Origin of the sequence: Micromonospora sp. NPDC047670 (assembly GCF_043204915.1) — a bacterium.
Classification (GTDB): domain Bacteria; phylum Actinomycetota; class Actinomycetes; order Mycobacteriales; family Micromonosporaceae; genus Micromonospora.
This window is the reverse complement of sequence record NZ_JBIDDA010000004.1, coordinates 193,663-209,193: the sequence shown is the minus strand read 5'-3', so window position 1 is coordinate 209,193 and position 15,531 is coordinate 193,663. Positions and strand designations below refer to the sequence as shown.

General features: G+C 70.8%; 15 protein-coding genes and 3 tRNA genes. 17 read left to right on the top strand and 1 reads right to left on the bottom strand.

The genetic code is table 11. The features are described from left to right. Positions 1–20: 20 nt before the first annotated feature. Positions 21–695: a hypothetical protein gene (locus tag ACGF7U_RS12110; protein ID WP_393105644.1), complete on the bottom strand. Its 675-nt coding sequence runs from the start codon at positions 693–695 to the stop codon at positions 21–23. Between the two features lie 542 nt (positions 696–1,237). Between ACGF7U_RS12110 and ACGF7U_RS12105 the strand changes: the two genes are divergently transcribed. From ACGF7U_RS12105 to ACGF7U_RS12025, 17 genes are all read left to right on the top strand, one after another. After that, positions 1,238–1,378, top strand: a complete 141-nt coding sequence (locus ACGF7U_RS12105) for a hypothetical protein (RefSeq protein ID WP_393105642.1) — start codon at positions 1,238–1,240, stop codon at positions 1,376–1,378. Positions 1,379–1,429: 51 nt separating this feature from the next. Continuing rightward, entirely contained in the window at positions 1,430–3,958 is a 2,529-nt protein-coding gene (locus ACGF7U_RS12100) for a putative bifunctional diguanylate cyclase/phosphodiesterase (protein WP_393105640.1), read from the top strand. Positions 3,959–4,054: 96 nt separating this feature from the next. Further along, positions 4,055–4,127: transfer RNA gene (locus tag ACGF7U_RS12095), tRNA-Thr, on the top strand. A gap of 25 nt (positions 4,128–4,152) precedes the next feature. After that, positions 4,153–4,225: transfer RNA gene (locus ACGF7U_RS12090), tRNA-Met, on the top strand. 131 nt (positions 4,226–4,356) lie between these two features. After that, complete coding sequence (gene rpmG / locus ACGF7U_RS12085) at positions 4,357–4,524, top strand: 50S ribosomal protein L33 (protein ID WP_013288652.1); 168 nt, start codon at positions 4,357–4,359, stop codon at positions 4,522–4,524. Between the two features lie 125 nt (positions 4,525–4,649). Further along, positions 4,650–5,096, top strand: coding sequence for a MaoC family dehydratase N-terminal domain-containing protein (locus ACGF7U_RS12080; protein WP_393105638.1), 447 nt, complete (start codon positions 4,650–4,652; stop codon positions 5,094–5,096). Between the two features lies 1 nt (position 5,097). Continuing rightward, the gene (locus tag ACGF7U_RS12075; protein WP_393105636.1) at positions 5,098–5,490 is read left to right on the top strand and encodes a MaoC family dehydratase; all 393 of its coding nucleotides are present in this window, start codon (positions 5,098–5,100) and stop codon (positions 5,488–5,490) included. A gap of 126 nt (positions 5,491–5,616) precedes the next feature. Next, positions 5,617–5,689, top strand: a tRNA-Trp gene (locus tag ACGF7U_RS12070). A gap of 211 nt (positions 5,690–5,900) precedes the next feature. Beyond that, entirely contained in the window at positions 5,901–6,293 is a 393-nt protein-coding gene (gene secE / locus ACGF7U_RS12065) for a preprotein translocase subunit SecE (protein ID WP_393105634.1), read from the top strand. Positions 6,294–6,331: 38 nt separating this feature from the next. After that, positions 6,332–7,054, top strand: coding sequence for a transcription termination/antitermination protein NusG (gene nusG / locus ACGF7U_RS12060; RefSeq protein WP_393105632.1), 723 nt, complete (start codon positions 6,332–6,334; stop codon positions 7,052–7,054). Between the two features lie 183 nt (positions 7,055–7,237). Beyond that, complete coding sequence (gene rplK / locus ACGF7U_RS12055) at positions 7,238–7,669, top strand: 50S ribosomal protein L11 (protein ID WP_350681614.1); 432 nt, start codon at positions 7,238–7,240, stop codon at positions 7,667–7,669. Between the two features lie 82 nt (positions 7,670–7,751). Then, the gene (gene rplA / locus ACGF7U_RS12050) at positions 7,752–8,468 is read left to right on the top strand and encodes a 50S ribosomal protein L1 (protein ID WP_393105630.1); all 717 of its coding nucleotides are present in this window, start codon (positions 7,752–7,754) and stop codon (positions 8,466–8,468) included. Between the two features lie 76 nt (positions 8,469–8,544). Beyond that, positions 8,545–9,366, top strand: coding sequence for an ATP-binding cassette domain-containing protein (locus ACGF7U_RS12045; protein WP_393105628.1), 822 nt, complete (start codon positions 8,545–8,547; stop codon positions 9,364–9,366). Next, on the top strand, positions 9,363–10,052 hold the full coding sequence (locus ACGF7U_RS12040; RefSeq protein WP_393105626.1) for a hypothetical protein: 690 nt from the start codon (positions 9,363–9,365) through the stop codon (positions 10,050–10,052). The genes ACGF7U_RS12045 and ACGF7U_RS12040 overlap by 4 nt, the downstream gene beginning before the upstream one ends. Before the next feature lie 360 nt (positions 10,053–10,412). Continuing rightward, entirely contained in the window at positions 10,413–10,958 is a 546-nt protein-coding gene (gene rplJ, locus ACGF7U_RS12035; protein ID WP_393105624.1) for a 50S ribosomal protein L10, read from the top strand. A gap of 54 nt (positions 10,959–11,012) precedes the next feature. Next, a complete protein-coding gene (rplL, locus tag ACGF7U_RS12030) occupies positions 11,013–11,399 on the top strand; it encodes a 50S ribosomal protein L7/L12 (protein WP_393105622.1) in 387 nt (128 codons plus the stop codon). Between the two features lie 570 nt (positions 11,400–11,969). Then, entirely contained in the window at positions 11,970–15,401 is a 3,432-nt protein-coding gene (locus ACGF7U_RS12025) for a DNA-directed RNA polymerase subunit beta (protein ID WP_393105620.1), read from the top strand. The last annotated feature ends 130 nt before the right edge of the window (positions 15,402–15,531 follow it).

Sequence of the window (15,531 nt, the reverse complement as noted above, 5' to 3'; positions counted from 1 at the left end):
TCTCCGCTGAAGAAGCGGGCTCAGCCGCAGTCGAGCTCGTGCAGCGCCGGCCACACGGGGTCGCCGCCGCGACCGCTGACGTTCAGCACGCCGCCGTCGGTGCCCCACGTCAGCTCGTAGGTGCCGGAGGCGATGGGGCGGTAGCCGTCGTCGGCGGTCCACGAGCCCACCCGTCGGCCGATCCCCACGGGGCCCACCTCGTACACCGCACCGCTGCCCGCGAAGAGGAACGACGTCTCCCGTGCGACGGCCCGGCAGTCGCCGGGGCCGTCCGGCGTCAGGACGTGGTAGGTCGCGGAGAGGTCGTTCAGCGCGCCGAGCGCGCCGGCCAGCGCCGTCCCGACGGTCAACAGCGTCAGCGCCCACCGGGGCCCGCGGCCCGCGCCGCGCGGCCCGGGCGCCGGTTCGCGTACGCGGCGCCGGAACAGCCCGAGCGTCAACGAGGCGACGAGCAGGGCGCCCCCCAGCGCCCACCCGGGCACGACGCGCCCGCCGACCACCAGCAGCAGGCCGCTCCACCCCGCGGCGACGACCACGGCGGCCAGCACCCCGCATCCCGCCGCCGCCACGGAGGGGTAGGACACCTCGCGGCGCGCCCCGGCCGGCGTGCCGGCCCGATCCTCCACGGCGCCGGTCCGCGCGCCCGCCGCGACGTGGTCGGTCGTTCCGTCGTGTCCGCCGGCGTCCCCCGTCACGGGCTCAGCCTACGAACGTGCAGCCACCGCGATCGCGCCGCTTCGTACCAGGGCGCCCGGGTCCGGGCTCGCCGCCTGCCCGTCGCCGGGCGACGGGGACGCCTCACCCCGTCCGCGTCGCGCATTGATTTGTCCGGATCGCCGATCTGGCCGGGGTGCCCTCCGCCGATCGGACGCATGGCGTCGCGGCACTGGCGCGTCGGCCAAGACCGGGTATGGTGGTCGATGCCCGGGCGCGTGTCCCGACCGGCGGGCGCGGCTCCCCGGGCGGCCGATGGACGGTGGCCGTACGGGGCGACACATCCCCGACATCAGGCTGCCGAGCGGTATGCGTCGAAGGTCGTATTCGGCACTGTGCGAAGTGGTCGGTGGCCGCCGCAGGCGCGTGATCTGGCCCGGTGCGACGAGGGTGGTGGTCCGAACGGCGGAACGTCACCGACGCTCGGGTCGGCGGTACGCGCACCGCTTTTCTGGGTACCTGCCTTGTGGCACGATCGTGGAACCTCCACCATCCTCGTGACACTTTCTCGACAGGAGCAAACATGTCTGGTCGAAGGCTGGGCCGGCTGCTTGGCTCGTTTCTCGCACTCGGCGCGCTCGCGGGCGGCGTCTTCGTCGGCGACGTCTGGGACCTCGGGGACGCGCAGACGATGGACTTCATCTGGAACATGCCTGCGCGCTGACGTTCCACGACTTCGATGATGTGAGCCGGCGCGGCCGGTGAGGGGAGCGGCATGGCGGGTCGAGGCCGCACCGGTCCCCGCTCGACGGAGTACGCCTGGCTGATCACCGGGCCGCTGGCGCTGCTCGCCGTCGTCTGCGCGACGGTGGTCGGCCTGGTCGCTCCGGAGCCCTTCGGGGAATGGCCACTGGCGGCGCTGCTGCTGGTGGCCATGGTGGCTGCCGGCATGCCGGTGCTGAACTTCACGGTCCGGCGTCAGTCGATCGGCATGACGCTCAACGAGATTCCGCTCGTCCTGGCGTTCTTCCTCGTCCGACCGCTCACCGTCGTCACGATCTACACGCTCGCGGCGGTCATCACCCACGTCCGGCACCGCTTCGGCGCCACCAAGTTCTGGTTCAACGTCGCCCGGGCCGCCGCGGGTTCGTCGCTGGCCGTGCTGGTGCTCCAGGCGTTCCCGCCGCTGGACGACGTCGGTCCCGCCACCTGGTTCACCATGATCGCAGCGGCGAGCATGGTCATCCTGGTGAGTCTCACCGCGATCGCCGGCGTGCACACGCTGTTGCAGGGCTGGCAGGCCGGCCGCGAGGTGTTCCGGAAGTCCGTGCCCGGGCTCCTGGCCGCGGCGATCAACATCGTCTGCGGGATGATCGTCCTGATCCTGATCGCCGTCACCTGGTGGTCGCTGCTGCTCCTGGCGGTCCTGGTCGCGGCACTGGCCCTCGTCTACCGGGCCTACGCGCAGTTCTTCCGGCAGCACCGCACCCTCACCGACATGTACGAGCTGAGCCGCGCGGTCAGCGAGAGCGGCCAGTACGGCACCCTGCCCGACGCCCTCCTCGGGCGCGTGCGGGCCCTGATGCAGGCGGAGTACGCCACGCTCTGGCTGCCCGCCCAGGGGCGGCATCCCGAGGTGCTGCTGACCGCGCGCAACGACGACCCGGGTCTGCTCGACTTCGCCAAGACCCCGCCCGCGCTGCGGGAACGCGCCCGGGACCAGGGCCGTACGGTGGCCGTGGGGCGGGGCATGACGACCGACGGCGACCTGCGTGCGGCGCTCTCGGCGCAGCGCGTCAAGGACGTGATCGTCATCCCGCTGCGGTCCGGTCAGGCGGTCATCGGCACGCTGGAGGTGGCCAACCGCCTGGGCGACAGCAACTACTTCGTCCGCACCGACGTGCCCCTGTTCGAGACGGTGGCGGCGCACGCGGCGGTGGCGCTGGAGAATTCCCGGCTGGTCGACCGGCTGCGGCACGACGCGTACCACGACACGCTGACCAAGCTGCCCAACCGGCGGCGGATCAGCGGCGCGCTGGACGAGGCCGTCAAGATCCGGGCGCCCGGCGAGGTGGTGGCGCTGCTCCTCTTCGACGTCGACCGGCTGCGTCAGGTCAACGAGTCGCTCGGGCACGCCGCCGGCGACAAGGTTCTGGTCGAGGTCGCCGACCGGCTGCGCGCCTGCGCCCCGTCGTCGGCCCTGGTCGGCCGGGCCGGCGGGGACGAGTTCCTCGTCACGCTGCGGCTGGAGAGCGCCGAGGCGGCGGTGGAACTGGCCGCGCAGCTGCGCGAGCAGATCCGCGACGAGATGGTCTTCGACGCGCTCACCCTGGACGTGGACACGGCGGTCGGTGTCGCCGTACACCCGGATCACGGCAGCGACGCCGCCTCCCTGCTGCAACGGGTGGACCTGGCGGCGACGGCGGCCAAGTCCGTGCCGGGCAGCGTGCAGCTGTTCAACCCGGCGCTGGAGTCCCGGTCGCTGCGGCGGCTCGGGCTCGCCGGGGACCTGCGGCGGGCGCTGGACGACGGCGAGCTGGAGGTCTACTTCCAGCCGAAGGTGACGCTGCGGGACCGCCGGCTCGTCGGCGTGGAGTGCCTGGCCCGCTGGGAGCACCCGGCCCACGGGTCGGTCGCCCCGGAGGACTTCGTCGCGGTGGCCGAGCACACCGGCCAGCTCGCCCGGTTCACCGAGTTCGTGCTCCGCGAGGGGCTGCGGCGCAGCCGGGACTGGTCGCACGCCGGCCAGCCGCTCGCCGTCGCGGTCAACCTCTCCGCCCGTACGCTCACCGACCAGCACTTCCCGGCCCGCGTGCAGGAGCTGCTCGACGAGTACGACGTGCCGCCGCAGCGGCTCACGCTCGAGATCAAGGAGGCCGGGGTGCTGGACGGCACCGACCGGCCCATCCCGACCCTGCGGCGGCTGCGGGACCTCGGCGTACGGCTGTCGGTCGACGACTTCGGCACCGGGGATTCCTCCCTGGCCCACCTGCGCCGGCTGCCCGTGCACGAGGTGAAGGTCGACCGCTCCTTCGTGCAGGGCATGGCGACGGACCCGGGCGATCTGGCGATCGTGAACGCGGTGGTCACCCTCTCCCAGCAGTTCGGCCTGGCCGTGGTCGCCGAGGGCGTGGAGAGCGAGCTGACCCTGGAGCTGCTCCAGGACATCGGCTGCGAGATCGGCCAGGGCTTCCTGTTCAGCCGGCCGCTGCCGTACGAGCGGCTGGAGGCGTGGTTCGGCGCCCAGGTGGATCCGGAGACGATCTCCGCCGGGGAGCTGCCCAGGCTGCGGGTCGTGCCCTGACCTGCGGGAACACGGCAGTGGGGGATCCGATTTCATCTCCGCCGCGGGGCCGTGTAATGTATCCCCTGCGCGTCACCCCCCGGGGAGATCGCGCAGGCCCCCTTAGCTCAGTCGGCAGAGCGTCTCCATGGTAAGGAGAAGGTCTACGGTTCGATTCCGTAAGGGGGCTCAGAGGGTCCGGCTGGACCCGCCACGGCGGTGTAGCTCAGATGGTAGAGCAAGCGGCTCATAATCGCTGTGTCGCCGGTTCAAGTCCGGCCACCGCTACTCTCGTCCACCGGGCCGGTCCCGGCGGCCGGTGGGATGGGCGCCACAGGCGCCCACTTTGCATGTCCGCGTCGTCAGCGCGTAGGCTGACGCGCTGTAGTTGTTACCCGTAGCGAGGAAGGCACTCCGCCGTGGCGAAGGCGACCGATGTCCGGCCGAAGATCACTTTGGCGTGTGTGGAGTGCAAGGAGCGCAACTACATCACGCGCAAGAACCGTCGTAACGACCCGGACCGCATCGAGCTGAAGAAGTTCTGCCCGCGGGACGGCAAGCACACGGTCCACCGCGAGACCCGCTGACCCACGGCCGGCTCCGCCGGCCCGGTCCCTGGCACTTCCCGATCGCCGATCCGCACGGACGGCGCGGCTCCGGCCGCCGCCGCCCGCACGGATCGGCGATTGTTTTTTGCGTGTAGGTTCGCGGCATGTCCCTGGACCCGTCCTTCGTCGGCCGGACGTATCCGCCGACCGCCCCCTACCAGGTGGGCCGAGAAAAGATCCGTGAGTTCGCGACGGCGATCGGCGCCGCCGACCCGGCCCACCACGACCCGGAGGCCGCCCGCGCGCTCGGCCACCCGGACGTGGTCGCCCCACCGACCTTCCCCGTGGTGGTCAGCATGGCCGCCAGTCAGCAGATCATCGACGACCCGGCCCTGGGCGTCGACTACAGCCGGGTCGTCCACGGCGACCAGCGCTTCGCCTACACCCGCCCGGTGGTGGCGGGGGACGAGCTGGTCTGCGTCTGCGTCGTCGAGGACGTCAGCAGCCGTGGCGGGCACGACTTCCTGACCACCCGCACGGAGGTCGCCACGCCGGCCGGGGAGCCGGTGGTGACCGTCTGGTCGAAGCTTGTCGTACGCGGGGAGGGCTGAGATGGAGCTGCCAGCCAAGACGTTCCGGGTGACGCGCGCGGACCTGGTCCGCTACGCCGGCGCCTCGGGAGACTTCAACCCGATCCACTGGAGCGACCGGTTCGCGACCAAGGTGGGTCTGCCGGGCGTGATCGCCCACGGCATGTTCACCATGGCGCTGGTGGGCCGCGCGCTGACGGAGTGGGCCGGCAGGCCCGACGCGGTCGTCGACTACAACGTCCGCTTCACCCGGCCGGTGGTCGTGCCCGACGACGACGAGGGCACCGAGATCGCGGTCACGGCGGTGATCCGCGAGATCACCGAGGAGGGCCTGACCAGGCTCGACGTGACCGCGACCTGCCACGGCGAGAAGGTGCTCTCGCAGGCCCGGGCGACCGTCCGGACGGCCGGCTGACCGGGTTCGCGACGCGCGATGGGCAGACCGGTTGGGAAAGTCGCGGGACTACCCGTACACTGGTCCGCCGTGGGGCAAGTGACCCCTGCGCGGTCCTGTGACCGGGCGGGGCGAGCGTTGCCGCACAGGGGTGTAGCTCAATTGGCAGAGCAGCGGTCTCCAAAACCGCAGGCTGCAGGTTCAAGTCCTGTCACCCCTGCGCCTCAGGCCTGACCGTTCCCGTGGGTCGCGCCGCCGCAGGGCGGCGTCCGGCCCGTGGTGGTGGCATCGGCGGGGTGGTTCCGAGGCATTCGGGCCGTCCGGTCGATCCGCCGGCCGCGGCCCGTCGCGGGACGGTTGGTCCGGCCGGCGTGACCAAGCGCTGCGCACGCCGACGGCGTGTGACCCGACATCCCGCGACGGAGGGCGAAGTGGCCGACAAGAAGCGGCGCGGCGAGGACGCCGGCGACGATCGTCTGAACGACGAGATCGTCGACGACGTGGCCGACGACGACGCCACCGACGCCGAGGAGCCGGTCTCCCGCGGCGGCACCGCGACGCGGTCGCGGGCGAAGGCCGAGTCGGCCGACAGCCGGCCGAAGACCAAGGCGGACACCGACCGCGTGGGCCTGTTCGGCCGCATCGCCCGATTCATCCGCGAGGTCGTGGCCGAGCTGCGTAAGGTCATCTGGCCGACCCGCAAGGAGCTGCTGACCTACACGGCCGTGGTGGTCGCGTTCGTCGCGGTGATGCTGACGATCGTGGCCGGCCTTGACTTCGCCTTCGCGAAGGGCGTGCTGTGGGTCTTCGGCAACCCCAGCTGACCGGCCGACTGAGCCGATAGTGACGGAAGTGAGCGAGCGTGCCTGAGTACGACGAGACCGCCGAGACCACGGACGAGCAGTCCACGGTGGCGACGGCGGCTGGTGACGAGTCGGTCGAGGCCGCCAGCGAGCCGGAGTTCCCCACCACCGAGCCCGCCCCGGACGAGGACTACGACCCGGTCGCCGAGCTGCGGCAGAAGCTGCGCTACGCACCGGGCGACTGGTACGTGGTGCACTCGTACGCCGGCTACGAGAACAAGGTCAAGACCAACCTCGAGACCCGGATCACGAGCCTCGACATGGAGGACTACATCTACCAGGTCGAGGTGCCGACCCGGGAAGAGGTCGAGGTCAAGAACGGGAAGCGGTCGCAGGTCCAGGCCAAGGTCTTCCCGGGCTACATCCTGGTCCGGATGGAGCTGACCGCGGAGTCCTACTCCTGCGTGCGCAACACGCCGGGCGTGACGGGCTTCGTCGGCGCGACCGACCGGGCCGACCGGCCGGCCCCGCTCTCCCTCGACGAGGTGCTGAAGTGGCTGGCGCCGGCCGTCGAGACCGAGCAGAAGAAGGCCAAGCCCGAGATCAAGGTCCTCGACTTCGAGGTCGGCGACTCGGTCACGGTCACCGACGGCGCCTTCGCCTCGCTGCCGGCGACGATCAGCGAGATCAACGCCGACCAGCAGAAGCTCAAGGTGCTCGTGTCGATCTTCGGCCGCGAGACGCCCGTGGAGCTCAACTTCAACCAGGTCACCAAGATCTGACGTACGGTCGCCGGCGGTGGGCAGCAGCCCGCCGCCGGCGTACCCGTTCCGATCGCCCGCTCGACCTCGGCGGGAGGGGCGGCGGGACGCTGCGCTACCCTAGAACGTCGCCGCTGTCGCATCGCGCTGACCGTGCGCGCCCGCGGCCGGCACCTTTCCCAGTTTCAAGCCCCAGGAAGAGACATGCCTCCGAAGAAGAAGCTCGTCAAGACGTTCACGCTTCAGCTGCCGGCGGGCCAGGCCACCCCGGCGCCGCCGGTCGGCCCCGCGCTCGGCCAGCACGGCGTGAACATCATGGAGTTCTGCAAGTCCTACAACGCGCAGACCGAGTCCCAGCGGGGCGACATCGTCCCGGCCGAGATCAGCGTCTACGAGGACCGCAGCTTCACGTTCGTGCTGAAGACCCCGCCCGCCGCCCGGCTGCTGATCAAGGCCGCCGGCGTGCAGAAGGGCTCGGGCGTCCCGCACAAGGAGAAGGTCGGTTCGGTCACCCGCGCCCAGGTGCGCGAGATCGCCGAGAAGAAGATGGCCGACCTCAACGCCAACGACATCGACCAGGCTGAGAAGATCATCGCCGGCACCGCCCGGTCGATGGGCCTCAACGTCACCGACTGACCCCCGGTCACCGCCAGATCCAGTTCGTGGGAGGGCGCGCGGGGGACCGCGGCCCGCCATAGACCACAGGAGTTACAGGAACATGCAGCGCAGCAAGAGCTACCGCAAGGCCGCCGAGGTCATCGACCGGTCCAAGCTCTACACCCCCGCCGAGGCCGTGAAGCTGGCCAAGGAGACCACCAACGTCAAGTTCGACGCCACGGTCGAGGTCGCGATGCGCCTCGGCGTCGACCCCCGCAAGGCGGACCAGATGGTCCGCGGCACGGTCAACCTGCCGCACGGCACCGGTAAGACCGCCCGCGTGATCGTCTTCGCCGCCGGCGCGAAGGCCGAGGAGGCCGCCGCCGCCGGTGCGGACGAGGTGGGCACCGACGAGCTGGTCGCCCGGATCCAGGGCGGTTGGCTCGACTTCGACGCGGCGATCGCCACGCCGGACCAGATGGCCAAGATCGGCCGGATCGCGCGGATCCTGGGCCCGCGCGGTCTCATGCCGAACCCGAAGACCGGCACGGTGACCATGGACGTCACCAAGGCCGTCGCGGACATCAAGGGCGGTAAGATCACCTTCCGGGTGGACAAGCACTCCAACCTGCACCTCATCATCGGCAAGGCCTCGTTCTCCGAGACCCAGCTGATCGACAACTACGCGGCGGTCCTCGACGAGGTCCTGCGGGCCAAGCCGTCCGCCGCGAAGGGCAAGTACCTCAAGAAGGTCACCCTCACCACCACCATGGGCCCGGGCGTTCCGGTCGACCCGAACCTGGTGAAGAACCTGCAGGAGGGCTCGGCCGAGGGCTGAGCAACCGCACCCGTGACGGGGCGTCGCCACACTGTGGCGGCGCCCCGTTCCCTTTCCGTTGTGGCATGCTCGGCCGGTGCGGCTGGAAGACGTCTGGCTGCGGTACCGACGGCGCGGGCCGTGGGTGCTGCGGGCAACCGATGCGCGGGTCGGCCCCGGTGAGGTCGTGGTCGTGCTCGGCCGCAACGGCGTGGGCAAGTCGACGCTGCTCCAGGTGGCGGCCGGGGTGCTGCGGCCGAGCCGGGGGCGGGTGACCGACCGGCCCCGCCACGTCGGGTGGGTCCCGGAGCGCTTCCCGGCCGACCAGCCCTTCACCGTCGAGCGTTACCTGACCGCCATGGGGCGCGTCGCCGGCCTCGATCCGGTGGCGACCGGTCGGGCGGTCGACCACTGGACCGACCGGCTGGGCCTGACCCGGTTCCGCCGGGTCCGGCTGCCGGAGCTGTCCAAGGGCACCGCCCAGAAGGTCGGCCTGGCCCAGGCGATGCTGCGTCCCCCCGGCCTGCTGGTGCTCGACGAGCCCTGGGAGGGCCTCGACGCCGCCACCCGGGAACTGGTGCCCGCGGTGATCGACGAGGTGCTGGCCGCAGGCGGGTCGGTGCTGGTCAGCGACCACCGCGGCGAGATCGCCCGGCTGCCCGGCGCCCGGCGCTGGACGGTGGCCGACGGCACCGTCACCGAGGGCTCGCCGCCGACCGACGAGGCGATGGCGGTGGTCGAGGTCGCCGTGCCGGCCGCGCGGGTCGCCGGCACCGTCGCGCGGTTGCGCGCCGAGGGGCATCACATCCTTCGCGTACGCCCCGAGGCGCCCCCAGCGGCCGCCGAGCAGATGCCGGCGGGGACCGTCGAGGTCGGCGCGGCGGAGCCGGGCGGTCCGGTGCCCGGGGGAGCGCGGTGACCGCGCTGCTCCGGCTGCGGCTGGCCGGGTTCCTGCGTACGGGACGGGCGCTGGCGCCGCTGCTCGCCGGCCTGGTGGCCCTCGGCGTCCTCTACGGCGGCGGCCGGGCCCAGCCGGGGGAGGCGTACGGCGTCTCGGCGGTGGTGCTCTTCCCGGTGCTGGCCTGGCAGACCAAGGTGCTGCTGGACGTCGAGCCGGACGTGCAGCGCCGGCTCGCCCAGGCGCTGGTCGGGGCGCGCCGGGAGCGGCTCGCCGGCCTGCTCGCCGCTGCCGCCGCCGGCCTGGGCACGGTGGCCGTCGCGCTGGTCTTCCCCTGGCTGGTCGGCGGGGTCACCGGCCCGGTGGAGCCGGGCGACCGCTCGGTGCCCCTCGGCATCGCCGTGGGGCTGTGGGCGCACCTGCTGGCCGTACCGGCGGCAGTGGCGCTCGGGGCGCTGGCCAGCCGCGCCTCGGCGGGCAGCGCCGGCTACGGCGTCGCGGTGCTCGCGCTCGGCGGGGTCGGCGCGGTCGTCCTCGGCCTGAGCGGGTCGGTGGCGCCGTGGCTGGCGCCGCCGGTGATGGCGACCGCGCGGGCCGCCGCCGGGGACCTGGCCGCGTCGACCGTCGCGCTGCTGACCGTCTGGGCCGCGGCCTGGAGCGCGGCCGCCGCCGCGGCCTACCTCTGGCGACGCCGCCATCGACCCTGACCACCGGGACGCCACCGGTCCTGGCCGCGGTGCGGCCACCGGTCCCGGAGGCGTGACCCGGCTTACCAACGGCGATTTGGTGGTCGGGGCACTCCTCGCGTAACCTTGGCCGCGAAGTTCCACCCAGAGACCGCTGGTCACCGTGCCCCGGCACGGTCGAAGGTCCCGCGACGACGGGCGACCCGCGCAGGGCGGTAAGCGAAAATCGGTGCTGAGCACGGTCCGCCGACTGTGCCTTTGTTCCGGCCCTCGCCCCGTGCGCCCTGCGCCGGGGCTTTCTCGTTCTCGTGATGCCTCCGCTCCCGTCGAAAGCTCCGGCCGACGACGGTGACCAGCCTCGAGCAACGAGAGAGGAGGGACATGGCGGACAAGCCGATCCGGGCCGACAAGGCCACGGCCGTCGCTGAGCTGACCGAGAGCTTCCGCAACGCGGGCGCCACGGTGCTGACCGAGTACCGCGGTCTGACGGTTTCCCAGCTCACCCAGCTGCGACGCTCGCTCGGCCAGGAGACCAGCTACACGGTCGCGAAGAACACGCTCGCGAAGCGTGCCGCGTCCGACGCTGGCATCTCCGGTCTCGACGAGATGTTCACCGGTCCTACCGCGCTGACTTTCGTTTCGGGCGACGTCGTCGAGGCGGCGAAGGGGCTTCGCGACTTCGCGAAGGCCAACCCGAAGCTCGTCATCAAGGGCGGTGTCTTCGAGGGCAAGGCCATTTCCGCGGCCGAGGTCACGAAGCTCGCCGACCTGGAGTCCCGTGAGGTGCTGCTGGCCAAGCTGGCCGGCGCGATGAAGGGCAACCTGAGCAAGGCCGCGGCCCTGTTCCAGGCTCCGCTCTCCAAGGCCGCCCGTGCGGCGGCCGCTCTGGCGGACAAGCGCGAGAAGGAGGGCGCCGAGGCGGCCTGAGGCCCCGCGGCGCACCCAGTTCTTACCTAACAGATTCAGGAAAGGACGCCAGACATGGCGAAGCTCAGCACCGACGAGCTGCTCGACGCGTTCAAGGAGATGACGCTGATCGAGCTCTCCGAGTTCGTGAAGCAGTTCGAGGAGACCTTCGAGGTCACCGCCGCGGCTCCGGTCGCCGTTGCCGCCGCCGGTGGCGCTGCCCCGGCCGCCGCCGAGGCCGAGCCGGAGAAGGACGAGTTCGACGTCATCCTCGAGGCTGACGGCGGCAAGAAGATCCAGGTCATCAAGGTCGTGCGCGAGCTGACCGGCCTGGGCCTCAAGGAGGCCAAGGACCTGGTCGAGGCCGCTCCGAAGGCCGTCCTGGAGAAGGCCAACAAGGAGACCGCCGACAAGGCCAAGGCCAAGCTCGAGGGTGAGGGCGCCAAGGTCACCCTCAAGTGACCTGAGGTCGACCAGGCGCGCGTCCGGCTCACGTGAGCCGGGGCACACCGCGTCACGGCGGGCGGTGATCCGACAGCGGATCGCCGCCCGCCGTCTTGGTGGCCCCGGCGGCAGGGCGGTGAGCAGGGCGTCCGCGTCCGGTGTCGGCGAGTGCGCGGTGCGCGGCGTCAGCCCGTGGGTGGGAAAGACGGGGCGACCCGGATGCCGGCCCTTGACGCGGCCCTGGGATGACAGGCACGCTGACACCAGCAAGACCTTCCGCGCTTGCAACGGCCACCACTTGGGTAATGGCAGCGGCAGCACCATCCGCCGCGACACCCGAGCGGCCCGGCAGGAATGTCGCGTTCCGAGCGGCCCGGTGAGACCCGGTTCGAGGGTCCCGAGGCACGTTCCGTGACGACCTGTGGGGTGGGCTGGACAGCGGTTAGCCTCTCGGCTACACTGCTAGTTTGCGCTGCCTTCCGACTTGACCCCTGCTCGGAAATGTCCGTTTGTGGATATTTCTGGTGGGGTCATTGGAGTGCACGCGTACCAGCCGTTCTGCAGCACCGGTCCTCGGAAGGACGCATCTTGGCAGCTTCCCGCCCTGCGAAGACCAGTCGTACGTCGAGCGCATTCGCTCCCCGCCGAGTTTCATTCGGCAGGATCACCGAACACCTCGAGGTCCCCAACCTCCTCGCCATCCAGAACGAGTCCTTCGACTGGCTCGTCGGCAACGAGGCTTGGCAGGGCCGGTCGGCGGACGACCCGCACGCACGCTCGGGTCTCGCGGAGATCCTCGACGAGATCAGTCCCATTGAGGACTTCTCCGGCACCATGTCGCTCTCCTTCTCGGCTCCGCGCTTCGACGAGGTCAAGGCCTCGATCGAGGAGTGCAAGGAGAAGGACCTGACCTACTGCGCCCCGCTGTTCGTGACCGCGGAGTTCACCAACAACACCACCGGCGAGATCAAGAGCCAGACGGTGTTCATGGGTGACTTCCCGATGATGACGCCGAAGGGCACCTTCATCATCAACGGCACCGAGCGCGTCGTGGTCAGCCAGCTCGTCCGGTCCCCGGGCGTCTACTTCGACAAGCAGCCGGACAAGACCTCCGACCGCGACCTCTCCAGCGTCAAGGTCATCCCGAGTCGGGGTGCCTGGCTGGAGTTCGACATCGACAAGCGCGAGACGGTCGGCGTTCGCATCGACCGCAAGCGCCGGCAGGCCGTCACGGTGCTGCTCAAGGCCATCGGTTGGTCGGCCGAGCGCATCCGCGAGCGGTTCGGCTGGTCCGAGCTGATGATGACCACGCTCGAGAAGGACCACATCGCCGGCCAGGACGAGGCGCTCCTCGACATCTACCGGAAGCTCCGCCCTGGCGAGCCGCCGACCCGCGAGAACGCCCAGACCCTGCTCGACAACCTCTTCTTCAACCCGAAGCGGTACGACGTCGCCAAGGTCGGTCGTTACAAGTTCAACAAGAAGCTCGAGCTGGACGTGCCGATCACCACCGGCACGCTGACCGAGGACGACATCGTCGCCACCGTGGAATACCTCTGCCGGCTGCACGCCGGTGAGGAGGGCTACGAGGCCGACGACATCGACCACTTCGGCAACCGGCGCCTGCGTACCGTGGGCGAGCTGATCCAGAACCAGGTCCGGGTCGGTCTGTCCCGGATGGAGCGCGTCGTCCGCGAGCGGATGACCACCCAGGATGTCGAGGCGATCACGCCGCAGACCCTGATCAACATCCGCCCGGTGGTGGCGGCGATCAAGGAGTTCTTCGGCACCTCGCAGCTGTCCCAGTTCATGGACCAGACCAACCCGCTGGCGGGCCTGACCCACCGGCGCCGGCTGAGCGCGCTCGGCCCGGGCGGTCTGTCCCGGGAGCGGGCCGGCTTCGAGGTCCGCGACGTGCACCCGTCCCACTACGGCCGGATGTGCCCGATCGAGACGCCGGAAGGCCCGAACATCGGCCTGATCGGCGCGCTGTCCACCTTCGCCCGGGTCAACCCGTTCGGCTTCATCGAGACGCCGTACCGGAAGGTCGTCGACGGTCGGGTCACCGACCAGATCGACTACCTGACCGCGGACGAGGAGGACCGGTTCGTCAAGGCGCAGGCCAACGCGCCGCTGAAGGCCGACGGCACGTTCGCCGAGGACCGCGTCCTGGTCCGCCGTAAGGGCGGCGAGACCGAGGACGTCCCGCCGGCGGCCGTGGACTACATGGACGTGTCGCCGCGGCAGATGACCTCGGTCGCGACCGCGATGATCCCGTTCCTCGAGCACGACGACGCCAACCGGGCGCTGATGGGCGCGAACATGCAGCGCCAGGCGGTGCCGCTGGTCAAGGCCGAGTCCCCGCTGGTCGGCACCGGCATGGAGTACCGTGCCGCGGTCGACGCCGGTGACGTGGTCGTCGCCGAGGTCGGTGGCGTCATCGAGGACCTCTGCGCCGACTACATCACCATCCACCAGGACGACGGCCACCGCCGCACGTACCTGCTGCACAAGTTCCGCCGCTCCAACGCCGGCTCCTGCGTCAACCAGAAGCCGGTCGTCTTCGAGGGCGACCGCGTCGAGGCCGGCCAGGTCATCGCCGACGGTCCCTGCACCGACGAGGGCGAGATGGCGCTCGGGCGCAACCTGCTCGTGGCGTTCATGTGCTGGGAGGGCCACAACTACGAGGACGCGATCATCCTGTCGCAGCGCCTCGTGCAGCAGGACGTGCTCACCTCGATCCACATCGAGGAGCACGAGGTCGACGCCCGGGACACCAAGCTGGGCCCGGAGGAGATCACCCGCGACATCCCGAACGTCAGCGAGGAGATGCTCGCCGACCTCGACGAGCGCGGCATCATCCGGATCGGTGCCGAGGTCGTTCCCGGTGACATCCTGGTCGGCAAGGTCACGCCCAAGGGCGAGACCGAGCTGACCCCGGAGGAGCGGCTGCTCCGCGCGATCTTCGGTGAGAAGGCGCGCGAGGTCCGCGACACCTCGCTGAAGGTTCCGCACGGCGAGACCGGCACGGTCATCGGCGTGCGTACCTTCTCCCGGGAGGAAGGCGACGAGCTGCCGCCGGGCGTCAACGAGTTGGTCCGGGTCTACGTCGCCCAGAAGCGGAAGATCCAGGACGGTGACAAGCTCGCCGGCCGGCACGGCAACAAGGGCGTCATCTCCAAGATCCTGCCGGTCGAGGACATGCCGTTCCTGGAGGACGGCACGCCTGTCGACATCGTGCTCAACCCGCTGGGTGTGCCGAGCCGGATGAACATCGGCCAGGTGTTGGAGACGCACCTCGGCTGGGTGGCCAAGACCGGTTGGAAGGTCGAGGGCGACGACGCCGAGTGGAAGCGTCAGCTCCGCTCGATCGAGGCGCACGAGTCCGAGCCGGACACCAACGTGGCCACGCCGGTCTTCGACGGCGCCCGCGAGGAGGAGATCTCCGGCCTGCTGGCGTCGACCCTGCCCAACCGGGACGGCAAGCAGCTGATCGGCTCCAGCGGCAAGGCGCAGCTGTTCGACGGCCGCTCCGGTGAGCCGCTGCCGGACCCGATCGCGGTCGGCTACATCTACATCCTGAAGCTCAACCACCTGGTCGACGACAAGATCCACGCCCGGTCGACCGGCCCGTACTCGATGATCACCCAGCAGCCGCTGGGTGGTAAGGCGCAGTTCGGTGGCCAGCGCTTCGGTGAGATGGAGTGCTGGGCGATGCAGGCGTACGGCGCCGCGTACGCCCTGCAGGAGCTGTTGACGATCAAGTCCGACGACGTCCTGGGCCGGGTCAAGGTCTACGAGGCGATCGTCAAGGGCGAGAACATCCCCGAGCCGGGCATCCCCGAGTCGTTCAAGGTGCTGCTCAAGGAGCTGCAGTCGCTGTGCCTCAACGTCGAGGTGCTCTCCAGCGACGGTGTGGCCCTGGAGATGCGCGAGACCGACGACGAGGTGTTCCGGGCCGCGGAGGAGCTGGGCATCGACCTGTCCCGGCGCGAGCCGAGCTCGGTCGAAGAGGTCTGAGGTGAGCGGTGGGGGGGGGGGGCGCCCCCCGCCCCCCCCCCCCCCCCCCCCAAACCACACAAAAACACCAAAAGGGGCAAAAGGAGGGCGGGAAAAAATTAAAGACTAGAAGCAGAAGGGCAGCCCCACC